This window comes from Calidithermus chliarophilus DSM 9957 (genome assembly GCF_000430045.1).
Classification (GTDB): domain Bacteria; phylum Deinococcota; class Deinococci; order Deinococcales; family Thermaceae; genus Calidithermus; species Calidithermus chliarophilus.
Genome location: NZ_KE387023.1, coordinates 342,253 through 368,592, shown reverse-complemented (window position 1 = coordinate 368,592; position 26,340 = coordinate 342,253). Strand labels below are relative to the sequence as shown.

Genomic DNA, 26,340 nt, shown 5'->3' with positions numbered 1-26,340 from the left:
CGCATGGAGTGGAATCGAGGCGGCTTCACCGTCAGCACCGACCTGTCTCGTTTCGACTGGCCGCTGGTGCACCACCACCTCAGCACCCAGGCCTACTGGTCGCTGGGGATCCCCCTCGAGGTGCTGCAGCGGGCCTTCCGCAACTCGCTGGCCTTCGGGGTCTTCGAGGGCGAGGCGCAGGTGGGCTGGGCGCGGCTGGTGACCGACTATGCCACCTTCGCCTACCTGGCCGACGTCTACGTGCTGCCCGAGCGCCGCGGCCAGGGGCTGTCGAAGTGGCTGATGGAGTGCATCACCGCCCACCCCGAGCTCCAGGGCCTGCGGCGCTGGATGCTGGCGACCCGCGACGCGCACGGCCTGTACGCGCAGTTCGGCTTCAGGCCGCTGGCCGCCCCCGACCGCTTCATGGAGCGCCACGACCCGGACGTGTACACGCGCCAGGGGCGGGGCTGAGCCATCTGCATGTGGGTGGGGAACGGGTGAAACTCCTACTTCTGATGCTCTGGGGCGGCCTGAGTGCCCTTCCGGTCGCCGCGGTCCTCGCTTCTACCCTTTCATTCTCCGGGGAGCTGCTGGGGATGTTGGTATCGGCGATTTGCCCGAGCGCGGCCCTAACGGCGGGCCTCTGGGGCTACCTGCGGCAGGTATCCTTCGGGCCTACTTTCTTGCTCATGCTGCTGCAGGGGTGGTTTTGGGGCAGCATAGTGGCGCTGTTGTCGGGCTTTGGGATGATCGTGGCGCTGGGCATAGATGGGCACTCGAGCCTGCTGTGGCTAGCTGCGGGGATTCTGGGGGGCGGGCTATCGACGGGCTTAATTGGCCTGATGCTGGGGTGGGGGTCCGGGGTGATCCCGCTGCTGGGGCCGCTGTGGCTGTGGGGCCTGCACTGGGCTGCCATACGGCTGGGGGTGCGGTAGACTTTTGGGCGTGATCGTCGTCAAGGTCGGGGGATCGGAAGGCATCAACTACGAAGCGGTCGCCAAGGACGCGGCCGCGCTGTGGAAGCAGGGGCACAGGCTCATCCTCGTGCACGGCGGCTCGTCGGAGACGAACAAGGTCGCGGAGGCTTTGGGCCACCCGCCGCAGTTCCTCACCCACCCCGGCGGCATGACCAGCCGCCTCACCGACCGGCGCACCCTCGAGATCTTCGAGATGGTCTACTGCGGCCTGGTGAACAAGCGCGTCGTCGAGCTGCTGCAGCGCGAGGGCGTGAACGCGGTGGGCCTGTCGGGGCTCGACGGGCGCGTCTTCGAGGGCAGGCGCAAGGACGCGGTGAAGTACGTGGAGAACGGCAAGATCAAGATCCACCGCGGCGACTTCACCGGCTCGGTCGAGCGGGTCAACACCGCCCTGCTCACGCTGCTGCTCGAGGCGGGCTACATGCCCGTGCTCACCCCCCCGGCCGTGAGCTACGAGGGCGACGCCATCAACACCGACGGCGACACCGCGGCCTCGATGGTGGCGACGAGCCTCAAGGCCGAGGCCCTGCTGCTGTTGTCCAACGTCCCCGGCCTGCTCGCCAACTTCCCCGACGAGTCGAGCCTCATCCGCGAGATCCCCGCCGCCCGGGTCAACGACCCCGCCTACATGGCCGTGGCGCAGGGGCGCATGAAGAAGAAGGTGCTCGGCGCGGTGGAGGCGGTGCAGGGCGGGGTGGGCCGGGTCATCTTCGGCGACGCGCGGCTCGAGCAGCCCATCCAGAGGGCCCTGGCCGGGGCGGGCACCGTGGTGCATTAAGTACACTCACGATAGACTTTTACAGTGGGAAACTTTCGGTACATTGAGTTGAGCCAAGAAGAGGATGAACAACTGCGGGCTATCGAGCAAAGCCCCCACATGAACAAGAAGGTGAGGCTGCGCAGTCAGATGATTCGGTTGTCGAACCAGCGTTGGGAGATGAGCCGGATTGCCGGGTATGTCGGATGCCACGTGCGGACGGTTGGCGCAGCGCTGAATGCCTGGGTAAGCCGGAAGTTCGAGGGACTGGCGGATCGTCCCCAGAAAGGCAATCGGCGCAAACTCCACGCAGAGGCCTTGCAGTTTATGCGGGATAAGCTGGCGGAAGACCGCTGTTGGAATGCGCGGCAGTTGACGGAAGCCATCGCCCTGGAGTTTGGCATCCAGGTAGACGAGGAGAGCGTGCGACGCAACCTCCGGCAACTGGGTTACGCCTGGAAACGGGATCGCTACGTCGTGGCCGGTCAGCCCGACCCCCAGTTGCTGCGACAGGCTGAAGCGGCGCTCGACACCCTGAAAAGGGGGCGCTCGAAGGTCGGGTCATTCTGAAGTATCTGGACGAGAGTGGGTTTGGCCTGACCTTACCGATAGGCTATAGCTGGACGCTCAAGGGGCAGCCGCACCAGCGCCGGGTTCCCCGATACTTTGGCGGCGCCGGGCGGATCAATCTCATCGGCGCCTGGTCGTACGCTGGGAGGCACGGGCAGTATGCAGTACTGGAAGGTAGATGTACGAAAGAAGCGGTACTGGCTTTTCTTGAGAAGCAGGCCCAACAAGCCAGCCAGCAAAACAAGCTCACGGTCATGGTGCTGGACAATGCCAGCTTCCACAAAGCCAAGCTGATCCAGGCTCGGCTGGCAACCTGGCAAGCGCAAAACCTCTATCTACGCTTCTTGCCTCCCTACAGCCCTCAGCTCAACCTCATCGAGACCTTTTGGAGAAAGCTCAAAGCCTACCTTCTGCCCCGCCGCCATTACGCTAGCCTCTCCCACCTCAAGCAAGCCCTGTTGCAAGCCTTGGACCTACTGGGGGCTGTGGAGGTAAAAATCTAATGGGGAAATACTTAAGATTTGCTCCGCACGGGCTAAGGGCAGGCCAGGCCCGTAACTATAGTCCTGGTCGTACTTTGTGCGACAGTCGTAGAAATGTTTCCATGAGAAGTCTTAAGGGTAGAATGCTGGGGCTATGACGCGGTTCGTGTTGGTCCTGCACTCCCACCTCCCGTACGTGCGCGCGCACGGGATGTGGCCCTTCGGCGAGGAAACCCTGTACGAAGCCATCGCCGAGGTGTACCTGCCCCTCGCCCGGATGTTGGAGCGCCTCGAGGCCGACCGCGTTCCGGCGCCCATGACCATCGGCATCACGCCGATCCTCACCGAGCAGCTCGCCGACGCCAAGGTCAAGGAGGGTTTCCTCCAGTACTGCCAGGACCGGCTGATGCGGGCCGAGGACGACCTGGCGCGCTACCAGGCCACCGACCTCGCGGCCTCGGCGGCCCACCAGGCGGCCTACTGGCACGAGACCTGCGAGCACTACCAGCGCCTGGGCGGCGACGTGGTGGGCTTCTTCGCCCGGGCCCAGGAGCGGGGCCAGATCGAGGTCATCACCTCCTCGGCCACCCACGGCTACTCGCCGCTGTTGGGCTCGGACACCGCGCTGTGGGGCCAGATCAAGACCGGGACCGACGCTTACCGCCGCCACTACCGCCGCGAGGCCACCGGCTACTGGATGCCCGAGATGGCCTACCGCCCCAAGGGCCACTGGGAGCCCCCGGTCGAGGGGGCCAAGCCGGGGATGCGGGCCGGGGTGGACGAGCTGCTGTACAAGGCCGGCATCCGCTACACCTTTGTGGACGCCCACCTCGTGCAGGGCGGGCAGAACCTCCCGCCCCAGATCGGGCCGTACGGTCAGCTCGAGTCCATCCAGCTCGTCGAGTCGAGCGACGCGGTCTACCAGGTGCACGAGCTCGAGTCGGGCCTGCGGGTGATGGCCCGCAACCAGGAGACCGCGCTGCAGGTGTGGAGCGCCGACTACGGCTACCCCGGCGACGGGGCCTACCGCGAGTTCCACCGCAAGGACCCCATCTCCGGCCTGCACCACCACCGCGTCACCCACCGCAAGGCGGGCCTGGGCGAGAAGGAGCCCTACTACCCCGACGAGGCCTTCAAGCGCACCAAAGAGCACGCCCGCCACTTCGTGAGCGTGGTCGAGGGGCTGGCCCAGAAGCACCCCGACGGGGTGATCTGCGCCGCCTACGACGCCGAGCTCTTCGGCCACTGGTGGTACGAGGGCCCGGCCTGGCTCGAGGCCGTCTTCCGCGAGCTGGCCCGCTCCAAGGCCGTCAAGGCCATGACCGCCCGCGAGGCCGTGCGCGGCAAGGCCGTGCGCACCGCGCTGCCCGAGGGGAGCTGGGGGCGCGGCGGCCACCACGACGTGTGGCTCAACCGCGAGACCCACGACTTCTGGCGGCTGGTCTACCGCGCCGAGTACCAGATGGTCGCCGCCGTGCAGCGCTTCGGCCGCGACCAGAACGGCAAGCGCCGCGCCCTGCGCCAGCTCATGCGCGAGCTGCTGCTGCTGGAGTCCTCCGACTGGCCCTTCCTCATCGACACCGGCCAGGCGGTCGAGTACGCCCGCGAGCGCTACGAGGACCACGCCGCCCGCTTCGCCGAGATCTACCAGATGCTGCGCGACGACCGCATCGACATCGGCCGCCTGGCCGAGCTCGAGGCCCTCGACAACCCCTTCCCCGAGGCCGACCCCAGCCTCTACGCCGCCGGCGACCAGGACGTGAGCACGAAGAACCTGGTCGCGGAGCTGCTCGAGGCCACCTACCCCGCCCGCCTGGCCCGCCGCGCCGCCAACAAGGCCGCCCACGGCAAACTCCCCGACTACCAGAGCCTGCGCAACAGCCTGCAGGAGGACGAGCCCCCGCCCGTGGTCTACGACTCCGACGAGGCCCAGGAACCCGAGGAACCCCAGGCCGGGCCCGGCGAAAAAAAAATGACCCAATTGGCTGAGGTCATTCCATCTTCGGCGAGCAACGTGACCCGAACCCGCGCCAAGGCGCCCGCCGAAAAGCCGAAGCCGGCCAAAGCCAAGGCCGAGCCTGAAGCCAAGACCGCCAAGCCCGAACCCGCAGCCCGTGACGTCTTCACCCAGATCAAGGGCATCGGCCCCACCTACCAGAATCGCCTCTACGAAGCCGGCGTGCTCACCTTCGCCCAGCTCGCCAAGCTCAAACCCGCCAAGCTCCTGGAGATCGTGCAAGCGCGGGTAAAGGTGGACGCCGAAGGCTGGATCGCCGAGGCTAAAGCGCTCTCCAAGCGGAAGAAGTAGCACGGCCCGCCGCGCCGCTGTAGGCATGGCCGGTGGCTCGAGTGAAAAAGACACCCCTCCCCGGCGCCGGGGAGGGGATAAAAGAAAGGGCGGGCATGGGAGCCCGCCCCTACAGCTTCTTGTATTTAGCGTTCAGCTATCGACCATCGACTATCGACTATCGACACCCTTATACCGCTCGATGCACGCCTGCACCTCGGCCATGGCCCGCTCGCGGCCCTCCCAGCCCGTGACCTTGACCCACTTGCCCTTGTGGGCCTCGAGCGCCTTGTAGGTCTCGAAGAAGTTCTGGATCTCGGCCTTGGCGGCCTCGGGCACGTCGGCGAGGTCTTTGATGTGGTCCCAGCGGGGGTCTTCGGCCACCACGCCCAAAATCTTGGCGTCGCCGCCCTTTTCGTCCTGCATGTCGACCATGCCGATGATGCGCACGTCCACCACCACGCCCGGGAGCAGGGGGTAGGTGGAGAGGATCACGCCGTCGAGGGGGTCGCCGTCTTCGGCCAGGGTGGAGGGGATGAAGCCGTAGTCGCCGGGGTAGGACTGCGCGGTAGGCAGCACCCGGTCGAGCTTGATCACGCCGAGGTCGGGGTCGTACTCGTACTTGTTGGTCGAGCCCCGGGGGATCTCGATGACCATGTGGACGATCTCGGGAGCTTTCTTGCCAACGGGCAACGCCTTGAGGTTCATAGCGAGGCCATTCTAACAGCCGGTGATCGTTGAACGCCGGACGCCGGGGGCAGGTCGTACGTCTGATACGGGTCGTACGTCCTACGTCGTACGCAAAACGCAAGACGCGAGACGCAAGACGCCGGTCGTACGTCTTATACCGGATTCAAAAAGATAGTCACCCAATCCAAAGACTTCCAGAGGCTATCTTTTTGAATCCTAGAGCACTCCCTTCGGTCGGGTTAGTCCGGCGCCGTTCGGCGCCGGACTAACCGAATCTGGTATTACGTCCTACGTCGTACGCCTCGACCCTATACCCTCGACGAGCCGCGAGCCACACGCTACTAGCCACTGGCCCATCTCAGCCCAAAAGCATCCTTCGTCATTGAGCGTTTGGCCGTTTACGTTTAGCCTGTACTCCGTGCGTCTTTTGCGGTTGCGGCAGAGCAACTTTCGCAATTTGGTGACTGCCGAGTTCGCGCCGGGGCCGGGGCTTTCCACGCTGGTGGGGGGGAACGCGCAGGGGAAGACCAACCTCCTCGAGGCCATCTTCCTGGCCCTGGGCGGCGAGCTGAAGAACGGCATGATGGAGCGGGTGCGTTTCGGGCAGGGCGAGGCCCGGCTGCTGGCCGAGGTGGAGACCACCTTCGGCTCGAGCCGCCTCGAGACCCGGCTCTCGCAGGGCGGGCGCGAGGTGTACCTCAACGAGTCCTCGGCCAGCCTGCGCGAGCTGGCGCAGCTCCCCGGCGCGGTGCTGCTGGGCCCGGACGACCTCGAGCTCGTCCTGGGCGCCCCCGAGGAGCGCCGCCGCTTCCTCGACCTCCTGCTCTCGCGCTTCTCGGCCCGCTACCGCGCCATCCTGTCGCAGTACAACCGCGCCCTGCAGCAGCGCAACGCCCTCTTGAAGATGGGCGGGGCGGGGATCGGGGTGTGGAACCAGGAGCTCGTCAAGTACGGCACCGAGATCCTCAACCTGCGCCGCCGCATCCTGGGCAAGCTCAAGCCGCTGGCCCGCGACGCCTACAGCGAGCTCGCCCCCGGCGATCTCGGCCTCGAGCTCTTCGAGACCGTGGACCCCGCCCACTTCCTGCAGGCCCTGGAGAGCGGCCTGCAGGACGACCTCCAGCGCGGCGTGACCTCGGTGGGCCCGCACCGCGACGACCTCAACATCCTGCTGGGGGGCCTCGAGGCCGGCAAGTACGCCAGCCGCGGCGAGGCCCGCAGCATCACCCTGGCCCTGCGCCTGGCCGAGCACCGCCTGCTGTGGGCCCACCACGACGAGGCCCCGCTGCTCTTGGTGGACGAGTGGCACACCGAGCTCGACGCCCGCCGCCGCCAGGCCCTGCTCAACTACGCCGAGAGCCTGCCTCAGGCCATCCTGGCGGGGCTCGAGGCGCCCAGCACCGGCAGGATGATCCCCATCGAGGCGGGGGTGTGGGGCTGAGGGAGTAGGCTTCGTTAGAAGCCGCCGATGGCTGTGTAGGGCACGGGGCTTTGTTGTTCGTCGCGTGAAGGACGGGCGGCGTCTTGGCGAAGCGCTCTTCGGGTCTCTGCGCACGTTTTCCCCCCGCGGCCGGGACGGCTGTGCAGGGCATTCGCAGGAACCGCCCTACACGGGCATCAGCAGCCGCAGCCCCCCGATCAGCGCCAGCCACAGCACCATCAGCTCGAAGGCCTGCTGGTTGATGCGGCGCAGCATCCAGCGGCCCAGCACGGCCCCGGCCAGCACCAGCGGCACCAGCAGCAGGTTGAAGCGCAGGGAGTCCCAGGTGATGAGGCCCAGGTTGGCGGCGAAGGGCACCTTGAAGCTGTTGACCGCCAGAAAGAACCAGGCGTTGACCACCACGAACTCGAGCTTCCCCATCCGCATCGCCAGCAGGTAGAGGGCCATGAAGGGCCCGGCCGCGTTGGCGATCATGGTGGTGACCCCCGCCGCCGTGCCCATGCCGGCGGTGAACAGCGGGGAGGCGCCGGAGGGGGCGGGGGCGGCCGGGCGCCCCCGGAAGCGCTGGGCGAGCTGGTAGAGCGTCATGCCCACGATCAGCACGCCGATGACCAGCCGCAGCCCGGCGTCGTCGATGCGGCCCAGCAGCCCCCAGCCCAGCAGCACACCCAGCGCGGTCCAGGGGAACAGGCGCAGCAGCAGGCGCCAGTCGGGGCGCCTATGCAGCAGCCACACCGCCAGCACGTCGGCGCAGATCAGCACCGGCAGCAAAGCGCCCGTAGACTCGCGGGCCGGGAAGACCTGGGCGAAGAGGGCCACGGCCAGCGTCACCCCGCCGGGAAGGCCGGTCTTGGAGGCCCCCACGATCAGCGCGGCCAGGGCGACGAGGAACCAGTGGAGGGGGCTCAATTCCGGCACGCCTGATTTTATGGGCCTTGTGGGCTTGGTGCTTCAGGCGCTGCGCCCGGGGCGGGCCGGGCGGCTGCGCTCGACGTGGCTCCAGGCGTGGGCGATGGCGGCGTCGGTGGTCTCGAAGAGGTGGCGGCCGTGGGCGGTGACCTCGTCGAGGAGCCCCATGCGCTCGAGCACCGCCCTCGGCTGCGGCTGCAGGCCCGAGACCAGGAACTTCACGCCCTTGCGCTCGAGGGCCTCCTTCATGGTCAGGAGGGCGTTGGCCCCGCTGGCATCGATGACCTTGACCCGGCGCAGGCGCAGGATCAGCACGTCCACGTCCTTGACCTGGGTCAGGCTCTGGATGAACTCCCCGGCGGCCGCAAAGAACAGCGGCCCCTCCACCCGGAAGGCCACCACCCGCTCGCGCAGCAGGTCGTGGTCTACGGCCAGGTGGGCGGGCACCGAGGGGGTGAGGTCCATCGGCTCGACGCTGAGGGCGTTCTTCATGCGCTGGATGAAGAGGACCCCGGCCAGCACCAGCCCCGCCTCGATGGCCAGCACCAGGTCGAAGGCCACCGTCACGCCCATGGTCACGAGCATGGTGCTGAGGTCGCTCTTGGTCGAGCGCAGGATGGCCCGTACCGCCTCCCACTCCACCATCCGCGCCGCCGTGACCATCAAGATGCCCGCCAGGGCCGCCAGGGGGATCACCCGGGCCAAAGGGCCCAGCGAGAGCACCACCAGCAGCAAAAACAGCGCGTGCAGGATGCCGGCGAGCCGGGTCTGGCCGCCCGAGCGCACGTTGACGGCGGTGCGGGCGATGGCCCCGGTGGCCGGGATCCCGCCGAAGACCGGGGCCACGAGGTTGGCCAGGCCCGAGCCGATGAGCTCGCGGTCGGGGTCGTGCTTCTCGCGGATGGTCATGCTGTCGGCCACCACCGCCGAGAGCAGGCTCTCGATCCCCGCCAGCAGCGCCACCGCCAGAGCCGGGCTGAAGAGCTGGCTCACGTCGCTGAGGCTCCACTCCGGCAGGCGCGGCGCGGGGAGCGTGCCGGGGATGTCCCCGACGCGCGGGACCTCCGGGAACAGCAGGCTCACCAGCGTCACCGCGGCGAGGGCCACGATGCTGCCGGGGACGCGCCTGACGTAGCGGCCCCACGCCAGGATGACCGCGACGGTGAGCAGGGTCAGGAGGACGGTGGCGAATTGGGGCTGCTGGAAGTAGCCCCGCAGCGCCTCCCACGTCACGCCCAGGACGTGCTCGCCCTTGGGGGTGGGCACCCCCAGCAGCCCGGGGACCTGCTGCAGGAAGATCACCACGGCGATGCCGTTGGTGAAGCCGGTGACCACGGGGTAGGGGATCAGGCTCACCAGGCGGCCCAGCCGCAGCAGCCCGGAGGCCAGCAGGAGGAGGCCGGCCATGATCCCCACCAGAAAGACCTTGTCCACGCCGTACTGCGCGACGATGGGCAGCAGCACCACGGTCATGGCCCCGGTGGGCCCGGTGATGTTGTAGCGCGAGCCGCCGAAGGCCGAGCCCACCACCCCGGCCGCGATGGCGGTGAACAGCCCCGCCGCCGCCCCCGCCCCGCTGGTCACGCCGAAGGCCAGGGCCAGCGGCAGGGCCACCACCCCCACGGTGAGCCCGGCCAGCAGGTCCTGCTGGAACTTGCCCAGGCTGTAGTCGTGCAGCTCCCTGCGCCAGGCCTCGAGCGGGTTGAGCAGGGCCAGGCTGCCGGCCCAGGACGGCTTTTTCCCGGCCATCACACCCCGGCCTCTTCCCGGATCTGCGCCAGCAGGGCCCCCGACTGGGCGAGCTGGCGCTCGAAGATGGCGCGCCCGAGGTCGAGGAAGGCGTACACGTCGGGGTCGGCGGTGCGGTAGTAGACGCTGGTGCCCTCCTTGCGGGCTTCCACGAAGCCGCGCTGGCGCAGGACGCCGAGCTGCTGGGAGAGGCTGGACTGCTCGAGGCCCAGCTCCTCCACCAGCCGGCCCACGCTCTTCTCACCCTCGCGCAGCGCGTCGAGGACGGCGAGGCGCACGGGGTGGCCCAGGGCTTTGAAGAATTCGGCCTTGAAGCGGTGCAGGGCGGAAGGCATGTAAATTAATATATTCAAATAATCAAATGTTGTGATGAATAAAACCCGGCCGGCCGTCTTAATCCAGCCGGGCGCAGCCCTGGAAAGGGGCGGGCGGCCGATAGACTATGGAACCGTGGGCAAGCCTCGATTGATCAGCGACCTCTTAGGGCAGGCCCTCAAGCAACACGGCCTCGAGTCCGGCTTCAAGCGCGGCGCGGCGCTGGCGTTGTGGCCCGAGATCGCGGGCGAGAGCCTCAGCCAGCTCACCGAAGCCGAGCGGCTGGAGGACGGCGTGCTCTACGTGCGCGTTTCCGACTCGGTGGTGGGCCACCAGCTCACCTACATGCGCGAGGAGTTCCTGCGGCGCTACCGCGAGAAGCTGCCGGGCGCGGTGCACGAGCTGCGCTTCAGCGTGGGGCGGCCGAGCAAGGGCAAGAAGAAGGCCCAGCCCGAGATCGTGCCCCTGCCCGCCCTCTCCTCGGAGGAGGAGGACCGCCTGCGGGCGCTGGCCCAGCAGATGCCCGAGGCCCTGCAGGGCGCCATCTACAAGGCCGCCCGGGCCGTGGTGCGGCGGCAGAAGGCCAGCCCGCACCCCCCCTGCGTCGTCTGCGGCTCCCCCAGCCCCGAGAACCCCTGCAAGAGCTGCCAGCGGCTCCTCAAAGACCCCCTCATCGAGAAGGAGGCCCGCCGCCTGACCCGCCGCCCCCTGAGCAGCCGCCTCGACGGGGAGATGCTGCTGGCCGCGCGCTACCTGGCCGGGCGCGACCTCGAGGCCCAACTGCGCGAGCTGCTGCCGCAGGTCGTGCGCGAGCCCCAGCTCCTGCCCATGCTCCAGGACACCGCCCGCCGTTTCCTGCAGCTCCAGACGGGCCAGAAGGATGTGACGGCTTACCGTCACCTGCTGCCTGAAACGCTACAGTCGCTGCTGAAAGAAGTATGATCGGGGCATCTGCTGCGCCAGGGCCGCGATAGGCTGGCACATGGAGGAACGATGTCCACCGAGATCAAACCCAAGTCGTACGGCGGCGAGACCCGGATGAAGGCGGGCCTGATCTGGTTCAACGGCCAGATGGTGCCCCAGGAGGAGGCCAAGGTCAGCGTGCTGACCCACGCCCTGCACTACGGCACCAGCGTCTTCGAGGGCATCCGGGCCTACGAGACCCCCAAAGGCCCGGCGGTGTTCCGCCTCGACGAGCACGTCGAACGGCTCTTCCACTCGGCCAAGGTCATGATGATGGAGATCCCCTTCACCCCCGAGGCCGTCCGGGAGGGGATCTTGCAGGTCGTGCGCGAGAACGGCTACAAGAGCTGCTACATCCGGCCCCTGGCCTGGATGGGCGCGACGAGCCTGGGCGTCAACCCCCTGCCCAACAACCCCGCCGAGGTGATGATCGCGGCCTGGGAGTGGGGAACCTACTTGGGCGACGAGGCCGTGCGCAAGGGGGCCAAGCTGGTGACCTCGAGCTGGGCCCGCTTCCCCGCCAACGTCTTCCCCGGCAAGGCCAAGATCGGGGGCAACTACGTCAACAGCGCCCTCGCCCGCATCGAGGCCCACCACGCCGGGGCCGACGAGGCCCTGCTGCTCGACAAGGAGGGCTACGTGGCCGAGGGCTCGGGCGAGAACATCTTCTTCCTCCGCGGCGGCACCCTCTACGCCATCGAGCACGGCGTCAACCTCATGGGCATCACCCGCGACTCGGTCATGACCATCGCCCGCGACCTGGGCTACGAGGTGCGCGAGGTGCGCGCCACCCGCGACCAACTCTACATGGCCGACGAGGTCTTCATGGTCGGCACCGCCGCCGAGGTCACCCCCGTCTCCTTCCTCGACCGCCGCCCCATCGGCCGGGGCGTCGCGGGCGAGCACACCATGCGCTTGCGCAAGGCGTACCTCGAGGCCGTGCAGGGGCAGAACCCTAAGTACGAGGCGTGGTTGACGTACGTGGGTTAGGGGTGAACGCTGAGCGCCGATAGTCGATAGCTGATAGCCGATAGCCAAACGCAAAACGCCAAACGCCAAACGCAAGACGCAAGACGCCAAACGCAAAACGCAAGACGCAAGACGCAAGACGCAAGACGCAAGACGCAAGACGCAAGACGCAAGACGTCTTGTCCCCCCCTTAGCAAGGGGGGTTGGGGGGGATAAACCCTACCCGCGCGCGGGGAGGGACGGGGAGGGGATCTCCACGGGCCTTTCGCTGAGGGCTGAGGGCTGATAGCTGACCGCTCCCATCCGGTAGACTGGTTCATGGGCCTGAAAGTGCAAATCCATGACCTCGCCGCGCGGACGCACACCGTTAAGGCGGGCACTTTCCCGGTGCGGGTCTACCTCGAGCACCCCCACGGCCTGTACGTCGAGCGGCCGTTTTACGACCACCCGCTCTACCGCTACTGGCAGGCGCACATCCTGCCGGGGCCGGGGTGGCAGGTGTGCCGCTTCACGCCGCACCAGGGGGAGCACTGGTGCGAGTACTACGTGGACATCGTGAGCGTGCGGCGCGAGGGGAGCGTGTGGAGCGTGCAGGACCTCTACCTCGACTTGGGCGTCACCCGGGAGCGGGCGGTGCGCGTGCTCGACACGGAGGAGCTCTTCGCCGCGCTCGAGGCTGGCCTGATCTCGCACCGGCAGGCGGCCTGGGCCACCGCCGCGCTGCACGAGCTCATCAACGCGCTGGCCGAGCACGGCAACGACCTGCCGGCCATGTTCAGGGGCCGGGGGATCGAGCTGGGGTGGGGGCTCGAGGTGCTCTCTTGAGAGCGGCTCCCGCGAACACCCCGCGCGGGAAGCGGGGTGAGGGCCGCGGGTGGCCCGCTTCCGTTCGTCCGGCAATCAGCCCGCGCTCAACTGGCGCACAGATTGGGCTTACTCGGCGCACTTAGCCTTGCCCTGATGGTGGGAGGCAAGGAGGCACAACCGGCCAGGGACGGCACCGGCGCGCTGTTCCACCGGCGCTACCAGGTGCGCTTTTCCGACGCCCGCATGGCGCCGCGAGAGCTCATGGCCTTCGTCAAGGCCAACCTGGCGAGCTTAGCCCCGGCGCAACTGGCCGACTTCGAGAAGCGGCACGGCCACCCCTGGGTCATGAAGGTGGGCGACGAGTACGACATCACCATCTTCGGGCCCTGGAACGGGGCGGTGCGGGTGGTGGAGGTGGGGGAGACCTCCTTCACGCTGCTGACGCTCAAGGGCCACCCCGAGGCCGGGCACATCCGCTTCACCCTCGAGGAAGACCCCGAGATGCCGGGGGTGCTGTGCTTTTGCATCGAGTCCTGGGCGCGCTCGCGCGACGGGCTGGTGCAACTGGCCTACTCCAGCCTCAAGCTCGGGCAGATGGTGCAGGAGCGGGTGTGGGTGACCTTCTGCAAGCGGGTGGTCAAGTACAGCGGCGGGCGGCAACTGGGCAAGGTCGAGGTCGTCACGGAGGAGCTGGGGCGTGGCTGAGCCCCCCCGCGAGCGCTACCGCGAGCGGTTGGAGGCGCTCGAGCGGCGCCCGCTCAACCTCGACCTCAGCCGCCGCAGCGAGTACACCCGCGAGGCGGGCTGGAACATCGACGACTACGAGGCCGACCTGCCCCCCGAGCCGCCCGGCGAGCCCCTGCCCGGGGGCTCCTTCCGCGCGGCGCAGGAGGTGCTGCGCGAGTACCGCTTCCCCCCGCCCGGCCTCATCACCGGCATCTTCCTCCCCGAGCGGCCCCTCGAGCAGCGGGTCATGCTGCTGAGGGGGCGTTTCCTGGGCTTCACCTTCTTCTTCGGCGTGCGGGTGGGGGGCGTGGTGGACGAGCTGCGCGAGACCCGGCAGGGCCTCGAGCGGGTGTGGGGCTACGACTACGCCACGCTCGAGGGCCACTTCGAGCGCGGCCAGATCGAGTTCACCGTCGCCAAGCGGCTCGACAGCGGCGAGGTGTTTTTCCGCATCCACGCCTTCTCCCGCACCGGGACCATCCGCAACCCCTTCTACGCGCTGGGCTTCCGGCTGTTCGGGCGGCGCCTGCAGCGGCGCTTCGCCCACGAGTCCATGCGGCGCGTGCAGGCCCTGGTGCAGGAGAAGCTGGCGACCGGGCGGCCGGGGGGCGAGGCCCCGCCGGTGCGGCCGGCCAGCGCCCAGCCCGCCGCCGAGGCCCGCATGGAGGAGATCGCCGAGGACCGGCGCTGAGGAGGGGCCAGGGGCGGGTTCGCCAAATGGAATTCGGCTATCGATCAAATCGGCCGGACTCCATTAGACTCTGACAATGGATTCCCGGACGTTGCTGGCGATTGTGCTGACCCTTCTGCCCTGGGCCTCGGCCTTCGCGGGGATTCGGGCGGGGCTCGAGGCCTACTCCCCCGGCCACCTCACCCTGCTGCGCTTCCTGGTGGCCTCGCTCACCCTGCTGATCTACGCGCTGGCCGTGCGGATGCCGCTTCCCCGGCGCCAGGACTGGCCGGGCATCTTCGCCGTGAGCTTCCTGGGGATCACCGTCTACCACACCGCGCTCAACTTCGGGCAGGTCACGGTGCTGGCCGGCCCCGCCGCCCTGCTCATCGCCTGCGGGCCGGTGTTCACGGCGCTGCTGTCGCGCCACCTGCTCAAGGAGGAGATCTCGCCGTGGGGCTGGACCGGCATCGCCATCGCCTTCACGGGGGTCGCGCTCATCGCCTTCGGCAAGCCCGGGGGCTTCGAGCTGCAGCCGGGGGCCCTCCTCATCCTGCTGGCCGCGCTGGCGACCTCGCTGTACTTCGTGCTGCAGAAGCCCTTCTACCGCCGCTACACGGCGCTGCAATTCACCGCCTACTCCATCTGGGCGGGGACGCTGCCGATGCTGGTCTTCCTGCCCGGGCTGGCGCAGGAGGTGGCGGCCGCCCCGCTCCCCGCCACGCTGGCGGTGGTCTACCTGGGGGTTCTGCCGGGGGGGCTGTCCTACATCACCTGGTCCTACGCGCTCTCGAGGGCGCCCGCCTCGAGGGTCACGAGCTTCCTCTACGTCAACCCCCTCATCGCCACCCTGATCGCCTTCGTCTGGCTGGGCGAGGTGCCCGCGCTGCTGTCGATGGTGGGCGGGGCCGTCGCGCTGGTCGGGGTGGTGGTGGTCAACACGCTGGGCAAGGTCAGGAGCGCCGAAGCCCCCAGGCTCAAGGCCGAGGGCAGCCGCTAGCCTCCCCCTCCGCCCCCCCTCCCGCTCGGTAGAATCGTGCGGGAAGGAGTCACTGCTATGGAAATCCGCAAGATCGGTGTAGTCGGCGCAGGGCAGATGGGCGCGGGCATCGCGCAGGTGGCGGCGCAGGCCGGGTACGAGGTGGTGCTGCGCGACCTCGAGGACAGCTTCGTCGAGCGCGGCCTGAACACCATACGCCGCTCCTTAGGCAAGCTGCTGGAGAAGGGCCGCCTCGACCAGGCCGCCCACGACGCCTCGCTGGGCCGCATCCGCACCACCCTCCAGCTCTCCGACCTCGCCGACTGCGACCTCGTCGTCGAGGCCGTCGTCGAGAGCGAGGCGGTCAAGAGCGACCTCTTCCGCGACCTCGACCGCCTGGTCAAGCCCGGGGCCATCCTGGCCTCCAACACCTCCTCCATCCCCATCACCCGCCTGGCCGCCGCGACCGGGCGCCCCGAGCGCTTCATCGGCATGCACTTCATGAACCCGGTGCCCCTGATGGAGCTCGTCGAGGTGATCCGGGGCTACCTCACCAGCGACGAGACCACCCAGGCCGTGCTCGAGGCCGCCCGCAAGATGGGCAAGACCCCGGTCGAGGTCAATGACTACCCCGGCTTCGTCTCCAACCGCATCCTGCTGCCTATGCTCAACGAGGCCATCCAGTGCGTGATGGAGGGCGTCGCCACCCCCGAGGCCATCGACCAGGTGATGAAGCTGGGAATGAACCACCCCATGGGCCCCCTCACCCTCGCCGACTTCATCGGCCTCGACACCTGCCTCTCGATCATGGAGGTGCTGCACCGCGGCCTCGGCGACGACAAGTACCGCCCCTCCCCGCTGCTGCGCAAGATGGTGCAGGCCGGGCTCTACGGCCGCAAGAGCGGGCGCGGCTTCTACCGCTACGACGAGAAAGGGAACAAGATCGGCTGAGCTCCCCCCGAGCCCGATTGGCCGGGGAAGCTAAACCTCGAGTTAATGGTTCTCGCGCGAAACCGGAGTCTTTTTCTAAAACACCCACCTTCTTTATTGAAGGTGGGTGGACTTGCTTTGATAGCCAAACGAAAACTTGCCTTTATGGCGCAATTATCGGGGGTTTCTCTTCGTTTCTTCAACGTCAAGGAGGCCTTTAACGGTCTCTAAAAAAGAGCCCGAGCCCCCGTGTTTAGATGGGCTGTATTCCCCGTTATCGGGGTTTAACTATCAAATCTCCATTTTGGAGGACAGGTGAGGCAATATCTTCTCTCAGCGCTGGCTGTCGTGCTCGTGGCTTGCGGCCAGCGCACCCCTGAGACCGCCGAACCCCCGGGTTCGGACCAGGCCAAGCCGGCCGTAGTCATCAGCTACCCCGCGACCGGGGTCAGCCTCGAGCAGGACGACCTGGACGTGCTCGGCGAGGCGAGCGACGACCAGGGAGTGGTCAGGCTGACCTACCGGCTCAACGGCGGGGCCGAGCGGGAGGTCAGGGTCGGCCCCGGGAGGAAGGCCGGCTTCGGGTTCAAGGTGGCGGGGCTCAAACCCGGCGACAACCTCCTGACGGTGAGTGCCTACGACGCGGCGGGGAACTTCGGCACCGCCACGGTCCAGGTGAACCGGGGCAACGGCGGCGACGCCATCAAGCCGGTCGTCAGCATCTCCAGCCCGGCCAACGGCGCCACGCTGAGCAGCTCGAGCGTCACCGTGCAGGGCAGGGCGACCGACAACCGGGCCGTCAGCAGGCTCACCTACCGCCTCAACGGCGGCCCCGAGCAGAGCCTGAGCATCAGCAAGAGCGCCTCGGTCGACTTCAGCTTCACCGCCAGCGGGCTGGTCGCGGGCGGCAACACCCTCACCGTCAACGCCTACGACGCGGCCGGGAACGTGGGCTCGAGCTCGGTCGGCGTGGTCTACAGCCCCCCCGCTCCCCCGCCCGACGGCACCGCGCCCACCGTGAGCATCTCGAGCCCGGCCAACGGCGCCACGCTGAGCAGCTCGAGCGTCACGGTGCAGGGCCAGGCGAGCGACAACGTCGCCGTGACCCGCATGACCTACCAGCTCAACGGCGGGGCCGAGCAGAACCTGAGCATCACCAGCGCGGCCACGCTGAACTTCAGCTTCGCGCTCGGCGGGCTGGCGGCCGGGGCCAACGCCGTCGTGGTCAACGCCTACGACGCCGCCGGCAACAAGGGCACCGCCGCGCTCTCCCTGACCTACACCCCGCCCGACACCACCAACCCGACCGTCGGCTTCACCAGCCCCGCCGCGGGCGCCACGCTGAGCGGCACGGTGAGCGTGGCCGGGACCGCGAGCGACAACGTCGCGGTCGCCAAGGTGGAGCTGAGCGTGGACGGCGGGGCCTACCGGCTGGCGCAGGGCACGGCCAATTGGAGCTTCACCCTCGACACCACCGGCCTCGGCAACGGGGCCCACACCCTCACCGTCCGGGCTACCGACACCTCGGGCAACACCGCCAGCGCCAGCCTGGGCGTCAACGTCAGCAACAGCACCTCGCTGCCGCCGGGGGTCAAGGAACAGTTGGTCACGCCCGAGGGCGTCACCATCCAGATCTTCTCCGACGTCAGCGGCTGGACGGCGCAGCAGATCTACGACCTGCTCAGGCCCAACGCCTACGAGCTCGAGCGCGTCGGCCCGTCGCTGACCGTCAAGGTGCAGACCACCTACCCTTCCTCCACCGCCACCAGCGTGTCGCAGTCGGGCGGGCTGTACACCGGCTTCAGGGCCACCCTTTACCTCCAGGCCAAGGCGGGCTACGCCTTCACCGACCGCCCCGACGCCGTCCTGGCCCACGAGTACGGCCACGTCTGGACGCTTTACCACCTCTACCTCTCCCGCCAGGGCGACTGGAGCAGCTACCTCAACGCCCGGGGCATCGCGGGCGACCCGCGGCTGGACTCGAGCTACAACTGGAGCAGGACCGAGATGATCGCCGACGACTACCGCATGCTCTTCGGCACCCCGACCGCCATCGCCCAGATGGCCTACATCAACCCCGACGTGGCCGACCCCCGCGAGGTCAGCGGCCTCAAGGACTTCTTCCAGAACGTCTGGGCCAGGCCTTGAGGGCAAGGGCGGAGGGCCCGGCACGTGCCGGGCCCTCCGCCCGCTTGGAGCCGTAATACCGCCGATGCGCTACGGGAGGGTGTCCCAGAAAGCCCGGTCGGCTATCGACCTCGCGGTCTTGCTGTCGGCCGAGGTTCCGGGCGTGAAGGTGCCGCTATCGCCTGCGCTGTTGAAGGAGGCGGCCTGCTGCTGGGCGGTCTGGATGGCGTTCTGGTCAGTGCCGCAGTAGGCGCTCTCCCACGCCGCGAAGCTTCCCGTGCTGGGCACGCTGCCGAAGGCCGAGGCGTTCAACTCCGCCGCCAGCAACTGCTGCAGGAGCTGCATCCTGGCCTGGTCGAGCGAGGAGCGCTTGGCGTTGGTGGTCTTTTTGGAGATGTCGCTCCAGAAGCCGCCCATCAGCTTGCCCAGCGTGTCGATCGGACGCGCGCACAGCAGGGCATCACCGACGGCCGACGCCACGCCGGGGAACGTGTGCCCGAACGCCGTTCCGCCGAACCAGGCGATGTTGGCGAGCTGCGGGTGCGTGGCCCAGAAGCCCTGGGTGCGGGTCACGCCCTGGCCCGTGTTCTCGAACACGCAGGTCACGACGTCGCCGGGCTTGAGGGAGACGGTGACGGTCTGGGTGTTCAGGTCGCCGACGCCGCTGCTACCGCCGCTGCCGGTGACGGTGCAGTTGTAGGGGGTGTTGGGGTCGGTGGAGCCGCCGATCCCGGTGAGCACCCAACCCAGCGGCACCAGTTCTTTGGCGGTGTAAGTCCCGGGCACCAGGTAGCCGGAGTCGTTGGTCTGGCCGTCCGCCAGCGAGAAGCCGCTGTAGCCAGCCCCGCTGGTGTTGAAGGTGAAGCTCGTCGACGCCCCGGCGGGCTTGGTGATCTTCTTGACGAGGATCTTGCCTCGAGCGGTGTTGGTGTAGGTGCACTTGACGTTCTCACCCGGGGCGAGGTCGATGGACGCGGTGCGGCCCTGGATGGTGGTGCCGCCGCTGGGGTCGGTGCACTGCAGGCTGGTGAAGTCGAAGGCGGGCGCCGGGTCACTCTCGCTGATGCTGTAGGAGCCGGGGACGAGGTTGGTAGCGGTCTGGCTGGCGGTCCCGCCCACGGTCGTCAGGGCGCTGACCCCGAAGTTGCTCGTGTAGTTGAAGGTCCCGTTCCCGCCCACGGTGTTCTTGACGACGGTGATGCTGCCGCGCTTGGTGTTGGTGAAGGTGCAGGTCACCGTCTCGCCGGCCTCGGCCCTGAAGGTGGCCTTGGCCGCCGCTGCATCGCCGGTGCTGTTGGCGTCGTCACAGACCACGCCGGTGAGGTCCCAACCCGCGGGCACGGTCTCGGTGGAGACGTACTCCCCGGGGGCCACGCTGGCCGAGAGGGTGCCGCCGTTGGTGTTGATGGAGCCGGAGGGGGTGCCGCTGAAGCTGAACGAGCCCGTGCCGCCTACCATCACCTTCTTGACGATGATGGTGGCGTTTTTGGTGTTGGTGAAGGTGCACTTGACGGTCTGGCCCGCGCCCAGCACGATAGCGCTCACCGGATTGCCGTTGTCGCAGGTGGCGCTGGTCAGAGCCCAACCTGCGGGCACGGTTTCGGTCACCGAGTAGGTCCCCGGCTTGAGCTCCTGGTCGTTGGGGGCGGCCGCGTCGGTCAGGCTGAAGCCGCTGTAGCCGCTGCCGCCGGTGGTGAAGTTGAAGCTCTGCGGGTCGCCCGCGGGCGCGGTCACCTTATCCACGATGAGGTGCCCGCGCTGGGTGTTCTTGAAGGTGCAGGTGACGGTCTCGCCCGCGCCCAGGCCGATGGCGTCTACCGCGCTGCCGTCGTCGCAGGTCGCGCTGGTGAGGTCCCAACCCGCCGGCACGGCCTCGCTCACCGAGTAGGTGCCGGGAGCCAGCAGGCCGCTGTCGTTGGACTGGCCGTCGCCCAGGCTGAATTTCGCCCCGCCGTTGTAGCTCGGGGTGAACTCGAAGCTCTGCGCGCTGCCGCTGGGGTCGGTCACCTTCTTGACGATGATCTTGCCGCGCTGGGTGTTGGTGATGGTGCAGCTGAACACCCTACCGCCGTCGGCCGGGTACTTCACGCTGAAGCTGCAGTCGCCGCTGGTGCCGGTCTGGTCGAAGCCGGTTTTCAGGGTCTCGGTGATGGTGTAGGAGCCCTCCTGCAGCACGGTGGTGAACGTCGCGTCGCCGCTGGCGTTGGTCTTGACCTTCTCCCCGCCCGCCGGGGTGCCGGGGCCGGTGAGGATCATCTCCCAATCGCCCTCGTTGCCCGCGGGGACCGTGACCTTCTTGGCCTTGGCGAGCGCCGGTTGGAGCTGGTTGTTGAACGTGACCTTGCCGGAGCAGGTGCTGAGGTCGCCGGACACGGGGTTGATGCCCACGGACTGGTCGCCCTGGGGGGCCCAGCCCGAGGCGGTGGTCTCGGAGACCGTGTAGCTCCCGGGGGCCAGGTTGCCCACCGTCGCCGACTTGGTGGTTTCGCCGGGCCCGAAGGTGATGGACGGCGAATCGACCACCACGCCGTTGGAGTCCTTAACGGCGAAGTTAAAGGTCTGGGTCTCGCCCGCTTGCAGCACGTTGGGGATCGTCTTGTTGATGGTGAGGCTCACCCGCACGTCGGCCGAGACGTTGATGTTGGCGTTGGCGCTGGTGGTGAAGCCGTGGGAAGCGGTGAGGGTGGCGGTGTCGGAGAGGCTGCCGCTGGTGGAGGTGGCGGTGGTCACGTACACCCGCTTGTCGAACACCACCGACGCGCTCCCCGGCTGGGTGTTGGAGTTCCAGACGACCGGGCCGGTCGTCGGGGTTCCGGCGGTATAGCCCGCGAAGCTTCCCGAGGCGCCGGAGAAGGCGTCGGCGGAGAAGGTGAGCCCGGCGCCGGTGATGCTCTCGGAGTCGGAGATGGTGGCGGTGCTGTTGGTGGGCGCGGCCAATGAGATGTCGGCGGTGGCGGTGGCGGTGGTCTGGCCCGGTACGGGGACCCCCGTGATCTTGTCGATGTAGGTCGCCGTCGCGACGTCGTTGAGGTTGGAGGTTCCGCTGGGGACGGTGAGGGTGTGGGTCAGTACCAGGTAGTTGGTGGTGTTGGCCGGTACGTCCACGGCTGACCCTGTTGCGGTGTCCAGCACGCTGGTGCCGGAACGGATCTGGTCGCTCACCTGTACGGTGATGACCCGGGCGGCCGGGTTGGTGGCGTACACCTTGGTGATGACGGTGATGTTGCCCAAAGTCGCCGGCTTGCGTTCCCAGGTGATCTTGATCTGGACCTGCTTGGCCGTGGGCTCGTTGGCGTCGCAGGTGTTGCCGAAGCTGACGGTGGCGGGGCTAGGCTCCTTGGTGAGGTCCCATATGTGATCCTGGCCCTGCGAGCCCGCCATGGTCTTGTCGAGTTCCTGGGGCAAGATCTCCTTGACCGGGATCGAGACGTCCCTGGCGCCGATGCCCTGGGTGGTGATCTGGAGAGGGCTCAGGGGCTGCCCGTTTTTGTCCCGATCGACCAGGGCCAAGTTGGCGTGCAGGGAGGAGCCGGGGAACAGGTGGGAGCCCAGGGCCAGACGGCCGTAGTAATCGTAGACGCACGTCGTGTTCTTCGGCTGGTTGGTAATGGTCACCAGGCGGTAGCGGGACTCGTCTATGCCCCCGAGCCCCGGGTTGGCGATCCCTTCGTCGCTGACGACGGCCGCGGAACACGCCGCGTTGGAGAGCGCGGCGTTGAGGGTCGGTTCGGACAGGACGTCGTAGCCGGGGTGGCCGCCGTTCTTGGCGTCGAGGACCACGACGAACGTGTAGGTGCTGGAGGCCGGGGCGGAGTTCCCCGCGTCGATGGTGACGCGGTGGGGTACGAGGTCGAGTTCGTTCCAGCCCTTCCCGAGGTTGCCGGTGGTGTAGGCGGCGTCGGGACAGACGAACGGCCCGGAGGGGGGGAAGGTTATGTCCCCGTTGTTCCTGCAGCCCTCGAGCGTGAAATTGACCCCGCTGGGAGGGTTGGGCTTTATGACGAAGCTCGCGATGGGCACGGATAAGCCTGCCGCGTTGGGGTTGTTGACGGGTTGTGTAGCTTTGGGCGCGTTCTTGGCGCACGCCGCGAGAAGAGCCACCAGCACCAGCAAAAGCCAGGCTTTGGCGAGTGAATTCATGGGTTACCTCGGTTTGCAGGCCCCTGATCGGCCTGCCCCGCACAGGTTCCGGGTTACGACCGGCAGGCATGCCGCCACAATGCCGTGTTAATACCCTCGCATGCTGCCTCGAGCCGAGCTAATCGTCCTCCAGCGCAGCGCAAATGCCTCTATCTCCCATTTTTTCGACAAATCTACGGAATACAGCCATTCCTATTGGGAAAGACTGTTCTCAACCACCGAGGGTTGCGTGTGCCTATTGGGTCACAATGCCCCGCCGTCCCCCCTTTCTTCCTTCCCTGGTAGGCAACTAGACTTCGCTGGGTTTTATACAGATGCCACGACCAATACGCCTACAGCCGGACTCCCTTGCCCGCCGATACGAACGTCAATTATCCCGACCACAAGGATTATAGCATTTTTTGCCTGGTTCTCATCCATATTTTATAAAATCCTAATCCTGTATTCCGAACGGGGGCCCAATTTGGGTGGAGAAGGGGTTCAATCCGGTCTGGATAAAGAAACGACGGGTATTGGCTTCACCAGGGATCGGTTCGATTTTGCCCGTTCACCCCTCCAAATTGGGCGTCCGGGCGGGATGAACGAAATGCCCCTCGCGCAACCCGTTCGGCCCGGGGTGGCTTGCTGGGAAATATCCGATGCCTGGGGGCCTGTCCCGCGATGGCACGGCATCGACCCCGGCCGTCGCGGTGGGGGTGCGTCCGTTCTGGGCGAGGCTATAGAAACGCTTCCACCGTACCCGGTATGCTGGGGCTATGGACTTACAACGCAGCTTCGGGATATTGCTCCACCCTACCAGCTTCCCTGGCCGTTGGGGGATCGGCGCGCTGGGCCAGGAGGCTCGCAATTTCATCGACTGGCTGGCGGGCACGGGGGCGCGGTGGTGGCAGGTGCTGCCGCTGGGGCCTACGAGCTACGGCGACTCGCCCTACCAGTCCTTCTCGGCCTTCGCCGGCAACCCCTACCTCATCGACCCCGAGCTGCTCATCGCCAAGGGCTGGCTCGAGCCCGAAGACCCCCCGGCCTACCCCGCCCACAAGGTCGATTACGGCTGGCTCTACGACACCCGCTGGCCGCTGCTGCGCCGGGCCTACGCGGGCTTCGTGGCCCGGGCCGGTGAGGCCGACAAGAGCGCTTTTGCCGCTTTCGAGCAGAAGGAAGCGGGCTGGCTGGCCGACTACGCGCTGTTCATGGCGCTGAAAAACAAGTTCGGCGGCAAGCCCTGGAACGAGTGGAGCCCCGAGCTCGTCCGCCGGGAGCCGCAGGCGCTCGAGGCCGCGCGCCTCGAGCTGGCCGAGGAGGTGGGGATGCACGCGTGGACCCAGTGGCTCTTCTACGCCTCCTGGGCCGAGCTGCGGGCCTACGCCGCGCAGAAGGGCATCCGCATCATCGGGGACATGCCCATCTTCGTGGCCTACGACTCCAGCGACGTGTGGGCCAACCCGCACTACTTCTACCTCAACCCCGACGGCACCCCGAGCGTGGTGGCGGGGGTCCCGCCCGACTACTTCAGCGAGACCGGGCAACTGTGGGGCAACCCGCTCTACCGATGGGACGTGATGCAGGCCGAGGGCTTCGGCTGGTGGATCGCCCGCATCCGGCAGAGCCTCGAGACCTGCGACCTGGTGCGCATCGACCACTTCCGCGGCTTCGAGGCCTACTGGGAGATCCCCGGCGACGCCCACACCGCCGTCAACGGGCAGTGGGTGAAGGCCCCGGGCGAGGCGCTGTTCCAGGCGGTGCGCGCCGCGCTGGGCGACGCGCCCATCATCGCCGAGGACCTGGGCGTGATCACCCCCGAGGTCGAGGCCCTGCGCGACGGCTTCGGCTTCCCCGGCATGAAGATCTTGCAGTTCGCCTTCTCCGACGAGACCAACCCCTTCCTCCCCCACAACTACCCCGAAAGCGGCAACGTCATCACCTACACCGGCACCCACGACAACGACACCACGTTAGGCTGGTACAAGACCGCCCCCGAGGAGGAGAAGGAGTTCATGCGCTCCTACCTCCAGGACAACGACATCACCTTCGACTCCCCCGCCGACGTGCCCTGGGCGCTCATCACCCTGGCCTTCAAGAGCCCGGCCAAGCTGGCCGTGGTGCCGCTGCAGGACGTCTTCGGCCTGGACACCGACTCCCGCATGAACTACCCCGGCAAGGTGGGCGGCTACTGGTCGTGGCGTTACTCCCCCGAAGACCTCGCCCTCGAGCACGCCGGACGGCTGAAGGCGTTGGCGGTGGCGACGGGGCGGTGACGGAACGCGGGGCGCCGATAGCCCATAGCTAAACGCAAGACGCGAGACGCAAGACGCGAAACGCGAAACGCGAAACGCAAAACGCAAAACGCAAAACGCAAAACGCATGTCGTACGTCGTACGCAAAACGCAAGACGCAAGACGCCTTGGCCCCCGGCCCTCGACGTGGGTGGGGAGGGGCGAACCGCAAGCCACAAGCCCCAGGCTGACGGCTCGCTCATTCTCACGCCTCGAGCAGCCGCTTGAGGGCGAGTTCGGAGCGGTTGAGGCCGTCCTCGCCGCTGGCCTTGCGGCGGGTGGCGCTGGGTTCGAAGTCGTCGAGGACGCGGCCTTCGAGGTAGAAGTCGAAGACTTTGGGGCAGACGTAGTGCGCGCGCACCACCGCGGGGGTGTTGCCGAGGTCGGCGGCCACGTGCTTGACGCACTCGACCAGGGTCTTGCGGGCCTGGCGGTCGCTCTGGGGCGGGCCCTGGTCGGCCAGGAACTCCGCGGCCAGCAGGGTGCCGCCCCAGGTGCGGAAGTCCTTGGCGGTGAAGGGGCCCATCACCTCGCGGATGTAGGCGTTGAGCTGCTGGGCCCGGATGCGGGCCCGGCCGCCCTCGACGAGCGCTTGGAACAGCCAGGGGCCGGGCAATTCCTTGAGCTGGGCCACGTTCTTGGCGATGGTCTGGTCGGTGGTGAGCTTGTGCTGCCAGATGCCGTGCTTGCCCTTGAAGCGGAACTCCACGGTGTTGCCCTCGACCCGGGCGTGCGAGTGGCGCAGGGTGGTCAGCCCGTAGGTCTTGTGCGCCCGGGCGTAGGCGTCCGAGCCGACGCGGAAACGCGCGACGTAGAGTAGGCGGGTCATGAGGGCCATCACCTTGCGCGGCTCGAGGCCGCTGCGCCGCAGGTCGGCGCCGCTGGCGGCCCGTAGCGGCCCCAGGCAGCGGGCGAAGCGCACCAGGCGCTGCCACTTGGCCTCGCTGTTGGCCTGGAGGAAGTCGGGGTGGTAGCGGTACTGCAGGCGCCCGGCCTTGTCGCGCCCGAAGGCCTGGAGCTCGGCGTCGGGGTCGGGGGAGATGTAGACGTCGGTGTAGCCGGGCGGGACCGCGAGCTTGGCGATGCGCTCGAGCTCGGCCGGGTCGGTCAGCTCGTGGCCGTCGGGGAGGTAGTAGCGGAAGCTCCCGGCCGCGTCGCCCTCGCGCCGGTAGTAGTGCTCCTGCAAGCCATCGGTGCGGCCGAGCATGAGAACATGCTGTCCGTCAGGGCTTATGCGTCTCTGAAGGGCCGCTGACCCAAGCCTGAGCGGTGGCCGCGGCCACCGCCCCGAAGATCCCGACCCAGCCCAGCGCCAGCAGCGGCAGGAAGCCGGTGGTCCACACCAACAGCAGCGTGGCGAGGGCCACCAACGCCCTCGCCCCCAGCAGGCGCTCGTACTCGAGCGGACGGCCGTCGTCGGCCTTCGACAGCGGCTTCTGCCACATCCACACCAGCAGCGCGGCCCAGCCCAGCAGCACCGTGGCCGCGGCGAACCACAGCACCCACGGCTCGCTGGCGGGGCGCTCGGTGGGGCGCACCCACAGCAGGGTCACGACCCCGGCACCCACCGCCAGGGCGAGCCCGGCCCAGGCCCGGC

At 67.9% G+C, this 26,340-nt stretch carries 23 protein-coding genes; 16 read left to right on the top strand and 7 right to left on the bottom strand.

Going from position 1 to position 26,340, the window contains the following annotated elements; genetic code table 11:
- Window positions 1–3: 3 nt before the first annotated feature.
- The 6 genes from MEICH_RS0101885 (at window position 4) to MEICH_RS23055 (ending at window position 5,076) form a co-directional block, all read left to right on the top strand.
- The gene (locus MEICH_RS0101885; RefSeq protein WP_027891219.1) at window positions 4–453 is read left to right on the top strand and encodes a GNAT family N-acetyltransferase; all 450 of its coding nucleotides are present in this window, start codon (window positions 4–6) and stop codon (window positions 451–453) included.
- A gap of 218 nt (window positions 454–671) precedes the next feature.
- Window positions 672–917, top strand: a complete 246-nt coding sequence (locus tag MEICH_RS28335; RefSeq protein WP_157202567.1) for a hypothetical protein — start codon at window positions 672–674, stop codon at window positions 915–917.
- A 10-nt stretch (window positions 918–927) separates the two neighbouring features.
- A complete protein-coding gene (locus tag MEICH_RS0101875) occupies window positions 928–1,737 on the top strand; it encodes a [LysW]-aminoadipate kinase (RefSeq protein ID WP_027891217.1) in 810 nt (269 codons plus the stop codon).
- Window positions 1,738–1,836: 99 nt separating this feature from the next.
- The gene (locus MEICH_RS23060; protein WP_157202566.1) at window positions 1,837–2,286 is read left to right on the top strand and encodes a helix-turn-helix domain-containing protein; all 450 of its coding nucleotides are present in this window, start codon (window positions 1,837–1,839) and stop codon (window positions 2,284–2,286) included.
- Window positions 2,280–2,789: an IS630 family transposase gene (locus tag MEICH_RS27690; protein WP_084542134.1), complete on the top strand. Its 510-nt coding sequence runs from the start codon at window positions 2,280–2,282 to the stop codon at window positions 2,787–2,789. The genes MEICH_RS23060 and MEICH_RS27690 overlap by 7 nt, the downstream gene beginning before the upstream one ends.
- A gap of 133 nt (window positions 2,790–2,922) precedes the next feature.
- Window positions 2,923–5,076: a 1,4-alpha-glucan branching protein gene (locus MEICH_RS23055; RefSeq protein ID WP_084542133.1), complete on the top strand. Its 2,154-nt coding sequence runs from the start codon at window positions 2,923–2,925 to the stop codon at window positions 5,074–5,076.
- A 150-nt stretch (window positions 5,077–5,226) separates the two neighbouring features.
- Here MEICH_RS23055 and MEICH_RS0101855 read toward each other — a convergent pair whose 3' ends face one another.
- The gene (locus tag MEICH_RS0101855; RefSeq protein WP_027891215.1) at window positions 5,227–5,763 is read right to left on the bottom strand and encodes an inorganic diphosphatase; all 537 of its coding nucleotides are present in this window, start codon (window positions 5,761–5,763) and stop codon (window positions 5,227–5,229) included.
- 400 nt (window positions 5,764–6,163) lie between these two features.
- On the opposite strand from MEICH_RS0101855, the gene recF reads away from it, so the two are divergent.
- Window positions 6,164–7,186 carry a DNA replication/repair protein RecF gene (gene recF, locus MEICH_RS0101850; protein WP_027891214.1) on the top strand — a complete coding sequence of 341 codons (1,023 nt, stop codon included), beginning with the start codon at window positions 6,164–6,166 and terminating at the stop codon, window positions 7,184–7,186.
- Window positions 7,187–7,351: 165 nt separating this feature from the next.
- On the opposite strand, the gene MEICH_RS0101845 is transcribed toward recF, so the two are convergent.
- The 3 genes from MEICH_RS0101845 to MEICH_RS0101835 are packed head-to-tail and all read right to left on the bottom strand — an operon-like array spanning window position 7,352 to window position 10,179.
- Entirely contained in the window at window positions 7,352–8,104 is a 753-nt protein-coding gene (locus MEICH_RS0101845; protein WP_027891213.1) for a sulfite exporter TauE/SafE family protein, read from the bottom strand.
- A 33-nt stretch (window positions 8,105–8,137) separates the two neighbouring features.
- A complete protein-coding gene (locus MEICH_RS0101840; RefSeq protein ID WP_036218645.1) occupies window positions 8,138–9,844 on the bottom strand; it encodes a SulP family inorganic anion transporter in 1,707 nt (568 codons plus the stop codon).
- Window positions 9,844–10,179 carry an ArsR/SmtB family transcription factor gene (locus MEICH_RS0101835; RefSeq protein WP_027891211.1) on the bottom strand — a complete coding sequence of 112 codons (336 nt, stop codon included), beginning with the start codon at window positions 10,177–10,179 and terminating at the stop codon, window positions 9,844–9,846. Before MEICH_RS0101835 ends, MEICH_RS0101840 begins: the two co-directional genes overlap by 1 nt.
- Window positions 10,180–10,294: 115 nt before the next feature.
- Here MEICH_RS0101835 and MEICH_RS0101830 point away from each other — a divergent pair, with 115 nt between their 5' ends.
- The 8 genes from MEICH_RS0101830 (at window position 10,295) to MEICH_RS0101795 (ending at window position 18,351) form a co-directional block, all read left to right on the top strand.
- Window positions 10,295–11,101: a DciA family protein gene (locus MEICH_RS0101830; RefSeq protein ID WP_027891210.1), complete on the top strand. Its 807-nt coding sequence runs from the start codon at window positions 10,295–10,297 to the stop codon at window positions 11,099–11,101.
- A gap of 51 nt (window positions 11,102–11,152) precedes the next feature.
- Window positions 11,153–12,112 carry a branched-chain amino acid transaminase gene (locus MEICH_RS0101825; protein WP_027891209.1) on the top strand — a complete coding sequence of 320 codons (960 nt, stop codon included), beginning with the start codon at window positions 11,153–11,155 and terminating at the stop codon, window positions 12,110–12,112.
- Between the two features lie 297 nt (window positions 12,113–12,409).
- Window positions 12,410–12,916, top strand: coding sequence for a DUF402 domain-containing protein (locus MEICH_RS23050; RefSeq protein WP_036218149.1), 507 nt, complete (start codon window positions 12,410–12,412; stop codon window positions 12,914–12,916).
- Window positions 12,917–13,051: 135 nt separating this feature from the next.
- Window positions 13,052–13,603, top strand: coding sequence for a DUF1990 family protein (locus MEICH_RS0101815; RefSeq protein WP_027891208.1), 552 nt, complete (start codon window positions 13,052–13,054; stop codon window positions 13,601–13,603).
- On the top strand, window positions 13,596–14,315 hold the full coding sequence (locus tag MEICH_RS0101810) for a DUF1990 domain-containing protein (RefSeq protein WP_027891207.1): 720 nt from the start codon (window positions 13,596–13,598) through the stop codon (window positions 14,313–14,315). Before MEICH_RS0101815 ends, MEICH_RS0101810 begins: the two co-directional genes overlap by 8 nt.
- 76 nt (window positions 14,316–14,391) lie before the next feature.
- On the top strand, window positions 14,392–15,294 hold the full coding sequence (locus MEICH_RS0101805) for a DMT family transporter (protein WP_027891206.1): 903 nt from the start codon (window positions 14,392–14,394) through the stop codon (window positions 15,292–15,294).
- A 57-nt stretch (window positions 15,295–15,351) separates the two neighbouring features.
- Window positions 15,352–16,224 carry a 3-hydroxyacyl-CoA dehydrogenase family protein gene (locus MEICH_RS0101800; protein ID WP_027891205.1) on the top strand — a complete coding sequence of 291 codons (873 nt, stop codon included), beginning with the start codon at window positions 15,352–15,354 and terminating at the stop codon, window positions 16,222–16,224.
- A gap of 294 nt (window positions 16,225–16,518) precedes the next feature.
- Complete coding sequence (locus tag MEICH_RS0101795) at window positions 16,519–18,351, top strand: Ig-like domain-containing protein (RefSeq protein ID WP_157202565.1); 1,833 nt, start codon at window positions 16,519–16,521, stop codon at window positions 18,349–18,351.
- Window positions 18,352–18,420: 69 nt separating this feature from the next.
- Here MEICH_RS0101795 and MEICH_RS28330 read toward each other — a convergent pair whose 3' ends face one another.
- Window positions 18,421–22,470, bottom strand: a complete 4,050-nt coding sequence (locus MEICH_RS28330) for a prealbumin-like fold domain-containing protein (RefSeq protein ID WP_157202564.1) — start codon at window positions 22,468–22,470, stop codon at window positions 18,421–18,423.
- Window positions 22,471–23,225: 755 nt separating this feature from the next.
- On the opposite strand from MEICH_RS28330, the gene malQ reads away from it, so the two are divergent.
- Entirely contained in the window at window positions 23,226–24,725 is a 1,500-nt protein-coding gene (malQ, locus tag MEICH_RS0101785) for a 4-alpha-glucanotransferase (protein WP_027891203.1), read from the top strand.
- A 223-nt stretch (window positions 24,726–24,948) separates the two neighbouring features.
- On the opposite strand, the gene MEICH_RS0101780 is transcribed toward malQ, so the two are convergent.
- Window positions 24,949–25,950 carry a DNA topoisomerase IB gene (locus tag MEICH_RS0101780; protein ID WP_027891202.1) on the bottom strand — a complete coding sequence of 334 codons (1,002 nt, stop codon included), beginning with the start codon at window positions 25,948–25,950 and terminating at the stop codon, window positions 24,949–24,951.
- Window positions 25,951–25,966: 16 nt separating this feature from the next.
- The coding region (locus MEICH_RS23040; RefSeq protein WP_036218145.1) for a hypothetical protein at window positions 25,967–26,340 on the bottom strand (374 nt) is incomplete at its 5' end.

Bases quoted from the DNA above. Each gene is read 5' to 3' on its own strand.
- MEICH_RS0101885 (WP_027891219.1), top strand. From the start codon at position 4: ATGGAGTGGAATCGAGGCGGCTTCACCGTCAGCACCGACCTGTCTCGT.
- MEICH_RS28335 (WP_157202567.1), top strand. From the start codon at position 672: ATGCTGCTGCAGGGGTGGTTTTGGGGCAGCATAGTGGCGCTGTTGTCG.
- MEICH_RS23060 (WP_157202566.1), top strand. From the start codon at position 1,837: ATGAACAAGAAGGTGAGGCTGCGCAGTCAGATGATTCGGTTGTCGAAC.
- MEICH_RS23055 (WP_084542133.1), top strand. From the start codon at position 2,923: ATGACGCGGTTCGTGTTGGTCCTGCACTCCCACCTCCCGTACGTGCGC.
- MEICH_RS0101855 (WP_027891215.1), bottom strand. From the start codon at position 5,763: ATGAACCTCAAGGCGTTGCCCGTTGGCAAGAAAGCTCCCGAGATCGTC.
- MEICH_RS0101840 (WP_036218645.1), bottom strand. From the start codon at position 9,844: ATGGCCGGGAAAAAGCCGTCCTGGGCCGGCAGCCTGGCCCTGCTCAAC.
- MEICH_RS0101835 (WP_027891211.1), bottom strand. From the start codon at position 10,179: ATGCCTTCCGCCCTGCACCGCTTCAAGGCCGAATTCTTCAAAGCCCTG.
- MEICH_RS0101825 (WP_027891209.1), top strand. From the start codon at position 11,153: ATGTCCACCGAGATCAAACCCAAGTCGTACGGCGGCGAGACCCGGATG.
- MEICH_RS23050 (WP_036218149.1), top strand. From the start codon at position 12,410: ATGGGCCTGAAAGTGCAAATCCATGACCTCGCCGCGCGGACGCACACC.
- MEICH_RS0101815 (WP_027891208.1), top strand. From the start codon at position 13,052: ATGGTGGGAGGCAAGGAGGCACAACCGGCCAGGGACGGCACCGGCGCG.
- MEICH_RS0101805 (WP_027891206.1), top strand. From the start codon at position 14,392: ATGGATTCCCGGACGTTGCTGGCGATTGTGCTGACCCTTCTGCCCTGG.
- MEICH_RS0101800 (WP_027891205.1), top strand. From the start codon at position 15,352: ATGGAAATCCGCAAGATCGGTGTAGTCGGCGCAGGGCAGATGGGCGCG.
- MEICH_RS28330 (WP_157202564.1), bottom strand. From the start codon at position 22,470: ATGAATTCACTCGCCAAAGCCTGGCTTTTGCTGGTGCTGGTGGCTCTT.
- malQ (WP_027891203.1), top strand. From the start codon at position 23,226: ATGGACTTACAACGCAGCTTCGGGATATTGCTCCACCCTACCAGCTTC.
- MEICH_RS0101780 (WP_027891202.1), bottom strand. From the start codon at position 25,950: ATGCTCGGCCGCACCGATGGCTTGCAGGAGCACTACTACCGGCGCGAG.